5 protein-coding genes are annotated in these 16,090 nt (G+C 73.6%); 4 read left to right on the forward strand and 1 reads right to left on the reverse strand.

Features of this window, described 5'->3' with window-relative positions:
* Nucleotides 1-241: 241 nt before the first annotated feature.
* Together ACPT94_RS02830 and ACPT94_RS02835 are read left to right on the forward strand one after the other, a co-directional pair.
* Nucleotides 242-1,027: an alpha/beta fold hydrolase gene (locus ACPT94_RS02830; protein WP_360330509.1), complete on the forward strand. Its 786-nt coding sequence runs from the start codon at nt 242-244 to the stop codon at nt 1,025-1,027.
* A 195-nt stretch (nt 1,028-1,222) separates the two neighbouring features.
* On the forward strand, nt 1,223-1,594 hold the full coding sequence (locus tag ACPT94_RS02835; protein ID WP_360330506.1) for a hypothetical protein: 372 nt from the start codon (nt 1,223-1,225) through the stop codon (nt 1,592-1,594).
* Between the two features lie 15 nt (nt 1,595-1,609).
* On the opposite strand, the gene ACPT94_RS02840 is transcribed toward ACPT94_RS02835, so the two are convergent.
* Nucleotides 1,610-3,736, reverse strand: coding sequence for a CHAT domain-containing protein (locus ACPT94_RS02840; RefSeq protein ID WP_425244992.1), 2,127 nt, complete (start codon nt 3,734-3,736; stop codon nt 1,610-1,612).
* Nucleotides 3,737-3,827: 91 nt separating this feature from the next.
* Here ACPT94_RS02840 and ACPT94_RS02845 point away from each other — a divergent pair, with 91 nt between their 5' ends.
* Together ACPT94_RS02845 and ACPT94_RS02850 are read left to right on the forward strand one after the other, a co-directional pair.
* A complete protein-coding gene (locus ACPT94_RS02845) occupies nt 3,828-6,356 on the forward strand; it encodes a CHAT domain-containing protein (RefSeq protein WP_425244993.1) in 2,529 nt (842 codons plus the stop codon).
* A 140-nt stretch (nt 6,357-6,496) separates the two neighbouring features.
* On the forward strand, nt 6,497-16,030 hold the full coding sequence (locus tag ACPT94_RS02850) for a hypothetical protein (RefSeq protein WP_425244994.1): 9,534 nt from the start codon (nt 6,497-6,499) through the stop codon (nt 16,028-16,030).
* The last annotated feature ends 60 nt before the right edge of the window (nt 16,031-16,090 follow it).

The raw sequence follows: 16,090 nt of genomic DNA on the forward strand, positions 1-16,090 counted from the left end.
GGAAGACGTTGGGCGCCGGCGTCCGCCCGCGGCGGGGCCCGCGCAGCACGCTCGTGCTGTACCGGGGCTGATCCGACCGGCGGGCCGGTGCGGTACGGGGGACCGCACCGGCCCGCCCTCTGTCTTCTTCTCGCTCCGAGCGCTGATCGGACACCACGTGATCCACAACCCCGTCCTGCGCGGCTCCGAACGGCTGACCTTCACACCCCGCGTACGCGACCTACCGGGAGGAGAGCGCCTGATGAACCGCGTCCCCCTGTTCCACACGGACCTCGGCCCCGCCGACGCCCCGGCCCTGCTGCTGGTGCACGGCTGGGGCGGGGACGGCAGGGAGTGGTCACCGCACGCCGAGGCGCTGGCCGGGCGGTTCAGGGTCGTCGTACCGGATCTGCGGGGGCACGGCCGGTCCCCGGTGCCGGACGAGGGCAACACGCCGGTGGAGATGGCCGACGACCTGGCGGCCCTCGTGGACTCCCTGGGCGCCGGCCCGGTGGTCGCCGTAGGGCACTCCATGGGCGGTCAGGTGGTCAACCTGCTGGCCGTACGCCACCCCACCCGTGTCCGATCGGTGGTCGCCCTCGATCCGGCGCACGGCGCACACGGCGCCGAAGTGGACGCGATCCCGGCCCGGCTCGCCGCGTACCGGGAACGCGGGGCCCGCGCCGCGGCCGAGTTCGTGGCCGGGGCGTTCTCCCCGGACGCTCCGCGGGGCCTGTGCACAGCCCACGTCCGCACCATGCTGGGCACGCCCGGCCATGTCGTCGCCCAGGCGTACGCCGGCATGTACACCGACCCGGGCGCGGTCGGCGTCCGTCCCCACAGCGAGGCGTACCTCCGCCGGCGCACCCGGCCGGCGCTCACCGTGTGGACCTCCGGGGAAGCGGCCACCTGGGAACGCGGCACACTGCGCCTACCGGGCTCCCGCGTGGAGCACTGGCCGGACTCAGGGCACTACCTGCACGAGGAACACGTCGACCGCACGATCCGGCTCGTCGCCGACTGGGCGGACAGGACGGCCGCCGGCTGACCCGCGGTCCGGTCCTGGCAGTCGACGGTCCGCCGACGGAGCCGCACCAGCGCGTACGCACGTCCACGATGCGGCGCACCACCCCGCTCCCCCCTCGGAGGCCAGGACAGGGCAGGCATACCGCCCTACCGCATGCGCTAGTGTGCTGCGGATCACATCGACGGCATGTCCGCGGGTGCGGGCGAAGGGGGTCCCGTGCAGTTCTCCACACTCAGCCTGGTCGGCTCGGGCGCGTTCGGACTCGTCATCGGCTGGATCGCGTACCGCACCCTGCGGCGGGCCAAGGACGGGTCCCGTGTCTCCGACCTCGTCACCGTGGTCGCCGCGCTGGGCGGCGGCACGGTGATCAACGCGCGCTTCCCCGAGCCCGACCTGTTCGCCTGCTACGGGCTGGGTCTGGCGGCCGGCTTCTTCGGCTACTTCCTCGTCTCGCTGCTGGTCGACCACCTGGAGCGCAGGGCGGCCGCCGCTCGCGCCCGTGAACGCGCGGCGGCGGAGCACCAGCCGGTGAACGCCGTGCCGTCCCAGGCGCCCGCACCCGCGTCGACCTGGATGGGCGACGAGTGAGCCGTACCGACTCCCTCACCGCCCGACGCTGTTGAGCCGCAACTCGGCCGAGCAGTAGGCCGTGTAGGCCAGACCGAGCAGGTTCCCCTTCCGCAGCAGCTCCATCCGTACCCGGTGCAGCGCCGTGCCGACGTCGGTGCCGACGAGGAAGTGCCCCCAGAAGAGGTCGGCCACCTCGTTGGCGAAGCGCTGGCTGACGGAGATCTCCGTACCCACCACACCGGAGGCGTCGAGGTCGCAGAAGAGGTCGACGAAGCCGAGCCAGGTGGACGGGGTGTCGTCGGCGGTATGGCAGCCGTTGAGGAACACCAGCGGGGACGTCTGCGCCCAGTTCCCCCAGTCGTCGGCCGCCCAGGCGGAGATCTGGGTGGGTGCGACGCGGTCCTCGTGGCCGATCTCCAGTTCCGTCCACCCGGTGGCTCCCGAGGCGTCCTTGGCCCGGCGCCCGTGGCAGTAGAAGTAGATGCAGTCGCTGCGGCCCCGGGACAGCTCGTGCCGGAGCGCCTCTCGGCTGTCGCAGTCGTGGATCCGCTCGTCGCCGAACCGGCCTCGCAGTGATGTGAGGTGTTGGGACGCCAGTTCCGGGTGAAGCGAGAGGCTGCGTCCGACCGTGAGTTCCGGCTCCGCGGCACGCCGACCAGCGAACCGCGCCAGGCGCCCGCCTCCCCGCCGGGAAGGCGGCTGCTCGATGGTGTGCCGGTATCCCCAGAATCCGTAGGGGCACAGGGAGTTGAGCCGGTGACTCGCCTCGTCCTGGCAGGACCGGAGGGAGCCGTCGCCCCGAAGGGCCTGCCGTACGCCGGTCCGGCACACCCGCCGCTCCCCACCGGCGTCGATCGGGATGTCGTAGACCAGCGCCCAGGGGAACTGCAGGGGCTGCCCCTCCTGACGGCAGACCTGGATGGCGGCCGGGGCGCTGAGGGCGCCACGCAGGGCCGCGCGCTGGGCCGGCACCGGTGCGAGCAGGTGCAGCAGGTCCCAGCCCACCGCCGCCAGCCGCCACAGGTCGTCCTCGAACTCCTGGTACTCCTTGCCGTTGCCACCGTCGAGACGGTCCACGCGCCGCGCGTCGGCGGCCAGGGGGTCCGGTGCCGCGTGGACGTCGGTCAGTACCGACCGGGCTCGGAACAGAGCGCCCTCGACCTGCGCCTCGGTGAGCCAGAACGTGCTGACCGGCTGGTGGCCCCCACCGATGTCGACCATGACGGAGCCGTCGACGCCGCGGGAGATCCTGATGGCGGTGTCCCGGTCGGGCAGCTCCTCGAGGCCGTCGAACCCGGCGGTGAGCGTGAAGTCGACCCGCGCCGTCGTCGCGCCGGTCCCCGGTTCCTCCCGCTCGCCCACCCGGGCGGTGACCGTGGCCGACTGGAGCTGGTTGCCGCGATGCGAGACCAGGACCCGCAGGCGCGCGTCGTGGGTGGGGACCAGGGGTGCGGTGACCGGGATGCGCAGATGCCTGTCCCGGTGCTGGGGCCGGCAGCCGTGCGGGCCGTCGGGCACGCAGGCGCACACCCAACTGGGTCGGTCCGGGGGCAGGAACAGCGCGTACCAGCCCACGGGGACGGCGAAGTCCTCGCTCAGAACGGTGACCTGCAGCCAGTCGCCGCCGTCGACGTCGTGAGCGAGTGCTTCCTCGGGGAAGGGCCGGTCCGCGTCGCGCAACAGGCTGTCCGGAGCCGGCTGCCCGATGTCGACGCGCAGTTCGTACCTGCCGCCCGTACCGAGCTGCCAGTGCGGGCCGACCACCTCACGCGACAGCGGCCAGGTCAGGCAGAGGTTCAGATGACGCTCGTCCTCGTCGGCACCGTCGTCGGGAAGCGCGGGCGGAGCCTGGGGCGTGCGATCCGCGGTGTCCCGGTCGTACGCACCACCCGGCACCGTCGCGGAGTCGGGAACGTGCCGGTGCGCCCTCTCGCGTTCGTCCAGGAAGTCCATGAGCACGTCCCACGCGTCCTGGTGCGCGCGTCTGAAGGCGGCCACGCGCATCCGGAAGCCCTGCGCGTCGAGGTCCTCCTCCGCCAGCAGGGCGTCCAGCGCCTCCTGTGCGGCCGGGGAGATCTCCTTCCAGCGGGCGGACTCCCGGAGAGCCAGCACCTCCGCCCGCTCGATCCACTGTCGTGCCGGCCGATCGCCTGCGCTCATGATGACCTTTCACGGCTGTCTGCGGGGACCGCGGATAATTGTGCCCCGGCAACGGTTCTCGACCGGAGCGCTTGTGGGAAGGAGGCCGGACGTGGACGCGGTGGTGCGCGAGGTCGTCGTGGACCTGGAGTGGGCGGCGGGCGGCGCCGGGGTGCGTGCCGTGCTCCGGGCCGAGGACGCCGAGCCGGCCGATCCGCCGATCCCGCTGGACGCACGGCACCTGCGCCCCGACGTCTTTCTGGCCGATGACCTGGGCGAGGCGCTGTCGCCCCCTGTTCGCCGACGCGTGCGCGACGAGGTCGCCCGGCTCGAGGCGGGCCAGGTGCTGCGGCTGAGACTGCGGCTGCATTCCATGCCCGAGGACCCGCTGCCGCTGGGCTCCCTGGCATGGGAGGCGGTCTGGGTGCCCGCCGGTTCGCCCGACCTCCACCCGCGGCCCTGGCAGGAGTGGGTGGAGACCGGCTACTCCCCGACCGAGGGGGACTACCACGACCTGGCCTCCGACCCCCGCTTCTCCCTGGTGCGCGAGGTGGCCTGCGACGACGCCAGAACGGGCACGCCGACGGGCCGCAGCAACACGGTGCTGCTCGCCGGGGCCACCTCGGTGCACGGGCCGGTCACCACCCGCCTTGGCACCCGCCGGGTCCCGGCGCCGCCCGGGGACGCCAAGGGCGACGGCGACCTGGACTCCGTGGCATCGGTCCTCGGCAGAGGCACCCGCTTCGAGGTGAGCACGACACGCTCCCCGGCCGGGGCCGACGACATCCGCCGCCGGCTCTCCGCCGGACCGCTGGCCCTGTACTTCGGCGGCCACCACGTCGACGGCGGACTGGTCGTGGCCGAACACACCGGTTCACCGGCCGCGGACTGGCTCGACGGGACCGAGCTGGCCGGCTGGCTGGTGCGCGAGCGGGTGCCTCTGGTGGTGCTGATGGCCTGTGGCTCCGGAGCCGTGGTGGCGGGCGGGGAGACCGGGCCCGCGCTCCCGCTCGCCGAGGTCCTGACCCGGGCGGGCGTGCCGTACGTGGTGGCGGTGAACGGCACGGTCAGCGACGGCCGCGCCAGGGAGTTCGCGGGCGCGTTCTTCCGCGCCCTGGTCGACCGCGTCGACGTCGACCTGGCCGTGCGACGCGGCAGCCGTGGCTTCGCCCGGGGCGAGGCGCGGCCGGTGCTCTACACCAGCCGCCCCGACCGGCCGCTGCGCCTGGAACAGGCCCCCGAGACGGACGCCCCCGAACTGCCGTCCACGGCGCACCGGATACCGCTCCACGTCGCCCGCGCCTCCGACGAGAGCCTCTGGCCCGACGACCGCTACATGGTGCGGCTCGACGCCCATCTGTGCCTGCGCGACCGGGAGTTCACGGAGGTGATCGCCGATCCCTCGGGGGACGACCTGGCGGAACTGCTCAACCGGGCGGAGGCGTTGCTGCACCGAAGAGGGCTCGCAGCGGCGCCGGAGGCGGACCCGGGCACCACCCGTCGCCAGTGGTACACCCATTCCCCCGGCCGTCATCTCCCCTCGCCGACCGACGGCGCACTGCGCCTGACACTGTCTCCGGCCTACGCACCGGGCGCCCCGGCGGGACTGGTCGTGCGGCGGGCGGCGGAACATCCGGGCGACCTGGACTGGTTGCGGTACGTGGAGGACCTGCGGCGCGTTCTGCCCGAGTTGCGGGGCGTCGTGGTCCAGGTGGTCGGCGGCGGACACGACGCGGCACTTCGGTCGGCCCGGGCCGTGGCCGTCCGGCTCGGACTGGACGAGCATCTGCTGCGGACCGTCACGTCCGAAGAGGACGGCGGCAGCAAGGACTTGAGCACAGCGCTGCGCGGCCTGCTCGACGGGCGGGGCGACGACGTGCCCACGCGGACGCCTCTCCCGGCCGACGTGTCCGACGCGGTGGACGTGGTCGTCCACCTCAACGACACCGGGGAACCCTGGGGCGACCCGGAGGCGGAGGCGTCGGTGCTCCGAGGGCTGCGCAGGGCGGCGCCGGGGTCCGCACGCGAGCTGCTCCTCGGGCACGCCGCCCGGCGCACCTCTCCGGCACGCTGGGCCTCGTTGGCCGTGGCCGCCCTGGACGACACCGACATGGCAGCCTGGCTCCAGTCCGCCCGCCTCGCGGGACGGCTGCCCCACCCGGAGGAGTTCTTCGGCCTGCCGCTGCCCGAGCGTCTGGTCGACGCCGTCGTACTGGGGATGCTGCGGGGTGGGCTGCGAGACACGCCCCAGCTGGAGGCCTGGCTGGACGCGGGCCCCTCCGCCGAGGTGGAGAAGGCCGCCGAGGCGGCGCGGCGCGACACCGGCCTCACCGCCGCCGACCTCGTCCGGCCCGCCGCGGCCGTGGCACTGGACCGCGCCGGCCTGCTGGCGGCGACGGACTTCACCGCCCTCGATCCCCTGGGACGTCGGCTCGGCAGCTGGGCGCTGTTGACCCGCCGTCAGCTGACCCACGCCCAGGTCGACTGGCTCTACGCCATGCCGCCCGCACGGCGAGCCATGGTGGGCCTGCGGGGCACTTCGGCAACCCCCGTCGATCACATCCTGGACGAGGAACTGCACGCGTTGCGGCGGGCGTTGCGGCCACTTCTGCCCCAGGTCCCGGCCGGCAGCGGCGGATGACCTTCCGTATCAGTGGATTTGGAGCAAAGCACTGATGTCAGTGTGGCGCACCGCATACCCTGCCCAAGGGGTTGCGGGCTCCATCGGGGGGCGTCCTTCATGCGCCGGGCCACGCAGCCCGCGAAGCCGAAGGGACGTCTGTGCTCGAAAACTGGTACTTCTGCTCCGCGCTCGGCCTGCCGCCAGTGGCCGCCGCCGACTATCTGGATGTCATCGCCGCACTTCAGGAGCCCATCGGGCAGCCGCACTCGGGGGAGCTGATCTCCGCGGCCGTCGACCGGCTCGCCGCCTCGGACACGGCCCTGGCCGTGCACGCGCTGCCCCACGTCCTCAGAGCCCTCCGGCAGTGCGTGAGCGAGCACGACCGCTACGCGAACGAACGGGCGGAGGAACCGGGGCACGAACGCTGTGTCTGCGTGCGGGAAGTCACCGACCGCGTCACCGGGTACTTCGGCAGCATCGTCGCGGTCGTGCCGCGGCGTCTTCGCCCGTCGATGGGCGCCCTGCTGAACGCGGCGGTCTCCGACGACGGCGACACCGCCGTACGGCTGCTGCGCGAGGCGCTGGAGGCGGCGCGCGAGATCACCGACCTGTCCACCGACCCGTCGGCGCCGCCGTATCACGACCTGCTGGACCAGTTGGTGCCCACCGTCCTGATGACGGTCTCCCGCTTCCTGGCCGACCTCCGCGCCCAGCGGGTGGCGGACGAACTGGAGGATCCCTCCAAGCTGCTGAGCGACTCACTGCGCGGGCGGCACGGCAGGCTCGCCCTGATCAAGGCCGCGGAACTGTCGGCGGTGCTCGCGCCGCAGGACGCGGCATCGATCGTGGACGAACTGGGCCGGGCGGCGCGCGGCAGCCTGGACCTGGAGCCCGACCTGCTGGTCACGGTCGCCCGGGTGTTCTTCGCCCTCACCGCGTCGGGTGACGCGGGCGGTTTCGACCGGATCGAGGCCGAGGCGATGACGTGCGCCCGGCTGGGCCGCCGGCTGGCCCACTGGCGCCGCACCGGCATCGTGCCCGACGCCGCCGGGTCCGAGGAGCGACGGCGGCTGGCCTACACCCGGCTGGGCGGCACCGAGGACCACCGTCGGTCCGCCATGCCGTCGGTGCTCTGGCAGGCCGCGCTGCTGCAGCTCGCGGCCGAGCTGTATCCGCAGTCCACGAGCGCGCTGCTGCAGCGCTGCTGGCAGGCCCCGGACGGACCGCCTCGGGGCGAACGGATCCGGGTGGCCGTGCCGTTCGGCCGTGACTACGAGCACGCCCAGCTCCACGTCGGCCGACTGCTGCGCCTGCGGGGCAGCACGCCGGACTGGCGGATGCCCACGCTCTACCTGGACGACGCGCCCGCGGCCACCACACCCGCCGCGACGGCGGCCCGCGTGTGGTCGCCCTGGGTCCTTCCCGCGCCCCAAGGGCAGCAGCACGACACCGTCGGGGCCGAGCAGCTGGTGCGGCTGCTCGGCGCCGGCCTCCTGGCCGTGCACCTGCTGTCCCGGGTCGGGGCGGACCCGGCCGCCGGTGACGGGGGCCGCGACCGTCTGCTGATGCTCCTGGTCCACATCCGCGACGTGCTCGGCAACCGCTACCGCGTGCTCCTGGAGGAGATCGCCAAGGGCACCGCACCGGCATCGGTTCCGACGGGCCACCTGGCCGCGCTGATGCTGCACGTCCGCGCGCAGACGGACCGGACCGGCACCGGGCAACGGCCCTCGGTCCATCCGGCGGAGATCGTCCGGGTGGTGAGCCGGTTGCACGTGGCGGAGCCCGGAGCCACGCGCCGGGCCGAGCCGTTGCCGATGCCGCTGCGGAACTACCAGACGCACCGCACCGCCCTCGGCATCGCGCTGGGCTGGCTCCAGGAGGCCGCCGCCGGCGGCAACGAGGAGTTCCGGGTGGAGGCCAGCGGCCGCTGGTTCACGCCTGAGGCGGACGGGGTGCCGGAGGCGGCCCGCGACCTCCTCGACCTCGCCGACGCGCAGGCCGGCGAACCCTACCGTCCGGCAGCCGTGCAGGCCGCCCTGCTGCGGCGGGAGATCTACCCCGGTGAGCCGGTCAGCACGCTGCGCTGGGACTGGGTGGGCGGACGGCCTCAGTTCGACGATCCCGCCCTCGGGAGCAGGCTGAAGGGGCTCAACTACCGCAGGCTGCTGCTGAGCGGCCCCACCGATCCCGACCGGACCGCGTTCTCCGTTCAGGAGTGGGCGGACATGGCCCCCGAGCTGGAGAAATACGTCCACGACGAGTTCGGGATCATCCCCGTCACGCTGTGGACCCTGCGACTGGCCGCCCTCCTGCAGGAGCCGGCTCTCGGCGACCAGGACGCATACGCGGAGTGGGTGTCGTCGTGGATCGAGATCGTGCAGTCGCTGAACATGCCCGCCCATCTTCCCCGTTGGGTGCGTGGCCGGATGTTCGACATGTTCACCGCCCCGGTCGGCGGGCCGGCCTCGCAGGAGCGCGCCCTGCGCGTCCTGGAGCAGGTCGTGGACGTGGTGATCGACCTGAGCGCCGGTGCGCCCTTCTACTACGACAAGCTCTTCCACGCGCTGACCGGCTCGTCGCCGATACCGGCCGGCAGTGCCAACCGCCTGCGCCGGCGCGCCCTGTACTCCCTCTACCACCGGTGGGGGCCAGGCGGGTTGTCCGTCGAAGCGGGCAACCCCTTCGTCACCTACGCGGAGCGGGTCTCGGCACGGGGGACCGAGGCCGGCCTCGTCCGCTTCCTGCGCGAGACGGCCCACCAGTCGCTGGAGGCTCAGGCGCAACCCCTCAGCGCGGCGATGGAACGGCTCTGGTTCCGCGCCCACAAGCCGCCTCAGTTCCCCGCCGCGCGCGAGGACATCGGCTCCGACGCGGGCCGTCCGCGAGCGGCGGTGGCCGCCACCGCCGACCGGAGGAACGGCGAGACCGTGTTGTACGCGCCGCGGCTCCAGCTCGGCACGGCGTTCGTCGGAAAGTCCCGCAGGTCCGGTCACGCCCTCGGGAGCGGAGAGCGCAGAGAGGTGCGCAATCTGTTCGAGACGAAGTCGCCGGACTTCGACGAGCACACCTACGTCCTCGGGTTCGTCTGTGCCAAGGACGCCTTCGGGCAGGAGCCGAAACTGTGGATCAACTGCGGTCTTCCCAACCTCGTCGGCGTGGACCTCGCCGAGCATCACCGGTACCGGCGGGTCGGGGACCCGGTGGCCGTGCGCGTCGAGCCGGGGCGCGTCGAGCCGGGGAAACCCCGTAAGGGCCACGAGGTCGTGTCCCTCGCTTCGCAGGCGCCGGCCCCCGGAGAGGTGCGCCCCGCGGAGCTGACCCCGCTGGATGTCTTCCCCTGGCTGTCGTTGAGTGTCGAGGGCATCGAGGTCGACCGCTATCCCACCGGCGAGTCCCCCCGCGACGTCGCGGCCCGACGACGCTGGGACCCCGACCTCTCCCGCGCCTTCGCCGGGGACGAGACGGGCGGCCGCCCACTGCGGACGCTCGCGGTGTTCCACGAGGAGTACCAGCACTGGGTGCCGCTCGACGCCGGCCTCGCCGAGCTCTCGGTGGCGGCCGGCCCCGAAGAAGCGGACGCCGTCCACCGCTCCGAACGAACGGTCCTGCGGCTCGTCCTGGAGGGTCCGGCGACCGACCGCTCCGGATACGGACCCGCCTGGCGGTTCGTCACCTCCCCCGGCCGCGCCTACGTCCTCGGGGCCACCGCCTGGCAGCCCGACGACTGGAACCGGCTGGACGACGCCTGCTCCGCGTCCGGGCCGGGCCTCGTCGTGCACGCCGAGTTCCGCCCGGGGGAGAGCCGGCTGCGGCTCCTGGACGTGCCGTCCGGCGCCGCCCCGACCGGCGCCTCCCCGTTCGACGACCGCAACCTCAGATGGCTGGCGTTGTTCGAACCCCCGGCTCCCGTCGCCCCGCAGGGGCAGACGGAACAGACGGACGGCGAGGAGGAGGCGGACGACACCCGGGAACAGGACCTGTACCACGAGGCCGTACGACAGCGGGCGGACGGCGGCAGGTCCACCGGCTGGACCATGGAGGTGCCGGAGACGGAGGGCTTCCCGCGGCGGATCTCCGTCAAGATGCTGAGCCAGCCCAGGCGCCAGGACCGCCCTGTCCTGTGCCGGGTCGAGACCTGGGGCGAGCCCCAGGCCCGCAGGGCCAGGGTGCACGCCCAGCCCGTCGACGAGACGGGCATCAGGGAGACCGAGCCGCGCCCCGACCGCTACGCGGCGCTGGCCCGACTGCGGCCGGGCACGGTCGTCGACCTGGTCCGGCAGTTGGGCAAGAAGCCGGCGCGCAGCGACAACCTCGTGCTGCTGGACTCGGGCATGGTGGGTCTGGCGGCCACCGATTCGCTGACCCTGACGGGCACGTTCTACGATCTGTCGCACAACGCCCGGCGCAAGGCGGTCGTCACCCACGACGGAATCCGGGAGCCCCGCCCGCACCGGGATCCCGAACCGCTCGCCGACCTCACCCGGTGCTGTTCAGGCCTGGACGACACCGACGCGATCGACCGCGCCGACACCGTGGACGGGCTGGTGATGAGCCGCATGTTCGGCGCGGACAACGCCCTCACCCTGCTGCGGATCTGGCTGCGCCTGGGCCACGACGTCGTGGAGGCAGTGGTCCCGGTTCGCTCCTTCGACCAGGAGTCCCCCTCGGCGGGCGACCACCTCCTCGCACGGCGGACCGCCGACGGCTGGGTCTTCTCCGTGCTCCAGCGCAGACTGCGGCTGAGGGCCCTGTGGCAGTGGGAGGACGACAACACCCGGGACGACGTGTGGACCCCGGTCGGGGAAGCCGTCGGATTCGACGGCACCCGGGGCAGGACGCTGCTGCAGCACCGCTCGCTCCCGCGCCTCGCCCTGGGCGGGGAACCCGAGCAGGGCGCCCTCGCCGGTCATCGGGCGAAGGCGGAACGGCTCTTCCGCAACCGCGCGGTCGTGGACCCGGGGGACCAGCCACTGGTGGGCACCGTGTCCGGCATGGTGCTCGGCGCCACCGCGCAGACCGTGCGGGTGGAGCGGACGGTCCTGCGGCCCCGCGACACCGATGTGACCCTGCCCGTCGCACACGGCACCGCCCGCTTTCTGGATGTCGAGCGGGAGTTCGTCCTGGTCCCCGCCACCCCGACGCGCCGACGCCCCGAGGACGGCAGGCGCGCCGCGGACCCGAAGGCGGACTGGGAACGCTTCCTCCAAGGCCCCGACCAGACGATCACAGGCCCTCTGGTGCAGGACCGGCTCTACCTGGGCACCCTGCGGGCCCCCGACGACCAGGGCTCGTACCGGAACTGGCTCGCCGCGGCCGACGAACCGCGGACGCTCGTCGTCGGCAGGCAGTATCTGGAGGGCCGCACCCGAGCCGTGCCGGTCCCGCACGGAGCGGGCTACCGGTTCTCTCATCTCAGGGTGAAACCGCTGACGGTGAAGGGGTTCATGGCGGAAGTCCTCCCCGCGGCCCGCGCCGACGGCACCGTCTGCCCGATCGAGCACGACCGTCGGCCCTTCTACGTCGGTGTGGAGAACACCGAGGCGGGCCTCGTCCACCGGTTCGAGTGGGGCTTCGGCTGGTTCGTGGACGTCCCCGACGCCGCGTTGACCGTCGGGGGCGGCCCGGTCGATCCGTCGGGCCTGGCGCTGTTCCACGGCGACCGGATCGACGCGATGTCGTTCCGCCAGGTCACGGAGGCGGAGGCGCCCGGCGGTATCGCCGTGTCGATCGCCCTGCCCGACATCACCAAGGGCGTCGAGTACCAGATCGACCAGGAGGCCCAGGACAAGGTCGTCCACCTGCTCGAACTCGACCTCGACCACGAGAGCGGCCGGGTGGCCGTGCTGCGCGTTCACACCCGCAGCCGGGGCATCGACGCCGACCGGGCGGACGAGCATGTCGTGGGCCGCACCGTGGGCGCGTATCTCGACCCCGAGGACGCTCGGCGGCTCCTCGCCCGGTACGGGCCGGACCGGCGGCAGCAGCGGATCCTGGGCCGACTGGTCCCCGAAGAGGGGTCCGCGCGGGGGCGTGTCCGCAAGTTCGAGCTGGTGCCTCCGCGACCCGCGCCGGACAGGAACAGCCCGGGACTGCACGAGGGCGACAGCCTGTACCTGGAGGCCGGGCTGATCCACCCCACCACCAACGACTGTCTCCTGCGGTTCGGGCTGCCGGACGCAGAGGAGTGGGAGCGGCACGGCGATCCGCTGGAAGTGACCGTGACACGGCGGGAGTTCTCGCACCGTGAGAGCGTCCTGAGGCGAGCCCTGCAGACGGACGGCGAGGACGCCTACCTCGGCCGGGCCAAGATGCTCGTCAAGCTGCTGCGGCCGACGCCCGGCAGGCCCAACAGGTGGAACGGCTCCACCAAGTCCCCCCGGACGCGCCCCCTGCGCGCGCTGCGGGGATACCTGGAGAACCGGGGCGGCAGCTGCTTCGGCGTGGTGGACCCCTGGGGCCGCACCATCGAGGTGCGGCCCGGCGTGGTCTTCCCGATGGCAGGCACGCAGTCCCGCAAGGACGTCACCCCGGGATCGGTGGTGCGCCTGCAACGCGTGGGCCGGGACGGCATAGCCGTACGGCTGGCCATCCCCGCCGACGACACCTACCTCGGCACCCAGCCCCGCCCGGTGGTGGTGTTCCCCAAGGACGCTCTGCGGACCCAGCAGGACCTGGAGCGGGCGGACGAGCCCAACCGGTTCACTCTGGCCGGTCTGCCCGGCGTGAGCGCCACGGCGACCAAGAACTTCGGCGCGGTCCTGCTGCGGGAGGACCATCCGAAGATCGCCGCGGTGCAGGTGGACCAGCAGGCGGCGAAGTACGCGTCGAAGGTCCTCGTGCCGTTGAACGACGTGGAGGCGGGCACGCTGGCCTTCGACTCCGACGACGTCGTGGCGGGGGCGCGCCGCAGGCGGCTGGCTCCCGCGGGGACCGAGCCGGCCGTGTCCGAGGCGCCGGTGCCCTGGGCCCAGCTGTCCTTCATGGACGACACCGCGCGCGGTGTCGCGGAGGCGTGCCGCACCCGCAGCTGGACCTACCACGACACCTCCACGAGGCAGTGGGTGCCGGACCGCGACGAGCCGCGGACCCGCAGGCTGCCGGCCCGGGCCCGCGCCACGTCGGAGCCGGTGTTCTTCTCGCGCAGCGGCAAGCGCTGGACCCTGCGGCACGAGAGCGAGTCACTGCAGCGCTTCGGTTACCCGGCCACAGAACTGCTGGAGGAGCCGAGGGACGACCTCGCGGCGGGCAAGCCCCGCGCGTGGGCCGTCGCCCGGGCCGATCGGCGCAGCGTGTGGCTGGAGCTCGCCCCCGGCCGGGTGGCCGAAGTCCGCGGCGAGCTGGTGCGGTTCACCGACGGCCACTCGCTGTCGGACCTGGACTGGTCGCTGTTCAGCCCGGGAGACCTCATCTACGGCCGGGTCGAGGGCGGCGTCAGCGAGTGCGGTCACCTGGTGCTGGACACCTGGCGTCCCGGGGCGCGCGGCGCGTTGTCGGCTCCGGCCGCGCGGCGCATGCTGCTGCCGGTGACCCACCACGACGAGACAGCGGGCGCGCTGTTCCTGGGCGAGGGGTCGGGCGCGTTCCCGTTCCCGGCGGAGCGGGCCGTGCTGGACGCGCATCCCGTGGGCGCGGCGGTGTGGCTGGACCGGGCCAACACCGTGACGGCGGCGGACGCGGACTCGGTCTCCACGAACGACGTCGTCCTGCTCGCGTCCGATCCGGAGCGGGGCGGGCTGCGGGTGCTGGGACTGCCCCGGGCCCGGGTGAGGCTGGCCGACGAGCAGGCGGCCGACGCCTGGCCCGGATGTGCGTGGCTGCGTGCCGAACTCGCCTCGGCCGAGCGCGGGCCCAGCGCGCTGCTGAGCGCGCTGGGCAGTGTCCCGGTCACGGTGGAGCAGGTCTCGTCCGGGCCGGAACCGGTGCTGACCGTGTCGCGCAGGGCGCAGCCGCGCAGTATCTGGCCGAAGGGCGTGGTGCTGGCGCAGCCGGTGGCCGACCTCGGGCGCGGCTTCGTGGCGGTGCGGTCGGGCTCGGCGCTCTTCCGGCTGCACATCAAGCAGATCGTCCCCGGACTGCCGGACAAGGCCGGTGCGGCGGCGGCCGCCGCGTTCGTGCGGGACACCGAGCACGTACGGCTGTACTGGAACGCGAACGCCAAGGTGCTGTCGAGCGGTCAGCCCGCGGGCGGCCCCCTGGAGGCGCCCGGCCCCGGCGAGGAGCAGGAGATCCCGGTGCGGGCCTGGCTGCCGGTCAACGACGGCGAGGACCGGGCCCTGGGCGTGGTCGTCCGGGACGAACGACTGCAGCGTGCGTACTGGCTGCCCGCGCGGGAGTGCAGCTGGACCACCGAGGTGAAGGGGACGACCCTCTTCGAACACCTTCGGGGTCGGCGCCGTCTCACCGTGCTGCGCGACGGGCCCGGCACCGTCACGCTGCGCGGTCTGCCGCTCGTCGAGCGGGCGTTCCGGGGGTTGGCGCCGGGGCGGAAGACGCAGGTCCGGCTGGTGAGCGCCGCAGAGCCGTCCGGTCGGCACCTGGTTTCCGTGGAGCCCCTCGGCATGCTCGCCACGTACGCGCCCGTGGCCACCTGCCCGCATCAGGTGGGCGCGTCGCTGATGGCCGAGGTGGCGACGCTCAAGTACCGGCAGGGCCAACCGGTCCTGACGCTGGTCGAGCCGGAGAGCCGGCTGACGGTGACGGACCTGCCCGAGTGGATGTCGGACGCCCTCGGCAGGCTGCGCCTGAACTCCGGTGCCGGCGCCCAGCCCGTGGCAGGGCTGGTGCCCGAGCGGTTCGCGGCGTACGGACGCAGCCATGCCGAGGGCGTCGCGGGGAGGTTCGGACCCGGCCCGGGCGAGGGCCCGGTGGAGGAACCGCTGCCGCAAACCGAGGAGTCGGAGGAGCAGCGCGTGCTGCGGGCGTGGGGCCTGCTGAACTCGCGTGCCGTCGACTCCGCCGACGCCGAGCGGCACGCGGCTCGTGCCGTCGTGGAGTGGCTCCAGTCCGTGGAGGGGCGCACCACGCTCCTTCAGCGGGACGCGCCCGTCGACGCCGCTCCCGCGCTCGCGGCGTGCGCGATCGGGGCCCGGCTGGCCTCGAAGGACGCGGGGGGCGCGAGAGGCGCGTTGCCCGTCGGCTGGGTCGTCTTCCTGCTCGCCCGGATCGGTCAGCGAGCGCTCAGCTCCTTGCACACCGAGGCGCTGGTCACACAGTGGCTGACCGTACCGGAGCGCCATCTGGAGAGAGGCGGCTCCTGGCGCCGGCTGCGGGCCGTGGACATCGCTCCCCGCCTGACGTCGAAGCAGTTGGAGACGGTCGTGCAGTTCGGCGAGGCGATGACCGGTCCGACGAGGCCGGGGGAGGGCGAGCCGGAGGCCGCCGCGGTGGCCCGGGGGCTGCTGGCCGCGGTGGGCCGGCTGCCCTCGGCGCACATCCTGCGGGAGGACGCCCGGATCCTGCGGCCACTGGCGGAACTGGGTACGGGTCTGCTGGCCCCGGTCCACTCGGCCGTCTCCCAGCGGCGGCTGCTGCAAGGCCAGATCTCCCTGCTGAACCGAGCGGTGCGGGAGGTCGTCGACAAGCAGGTGCCGCTGACGCTGCTGCCCGCCTTCGAGCCGCTCACCGCCGCGGGCAGGAAGTTCGCGTGGGAGGTGGTGCGGGCGGCGGAACGGCAGAGCCGGCAGACCTGACCCGAGACGCCCGGGACGGCGTTCCGGCAGACCTCGCGCGTGGTGCCGTCACACCACCGC

The sequence above is a fragment of the Streptomyces aurantiaciflavus genome (assembly GCF_049808595.1).
Lineage (GTDB): Bacteria > Actinomycetota > Actinomycetes > Streptomycetales > Streptomycetaceae > Streptomyces.

Excerpts from the sequence above, each read along its gene's own strand:
- ACPT94_RS02840 (WP_425244992.1), bottom strand. The coding sequence starts at position 3,736 with ATGAGCGCAGGCGATCGGCCGGCACGACAGTGGATCGAGCGGGCGGAG.
- ACPT94_RS02830 (WP_360330509.1), top strand. The coding sequence starts at position 242 with ATGAACCGCGTCCCCCTGTTCCACACGGACCTCGGCCCCGCCGACGCC.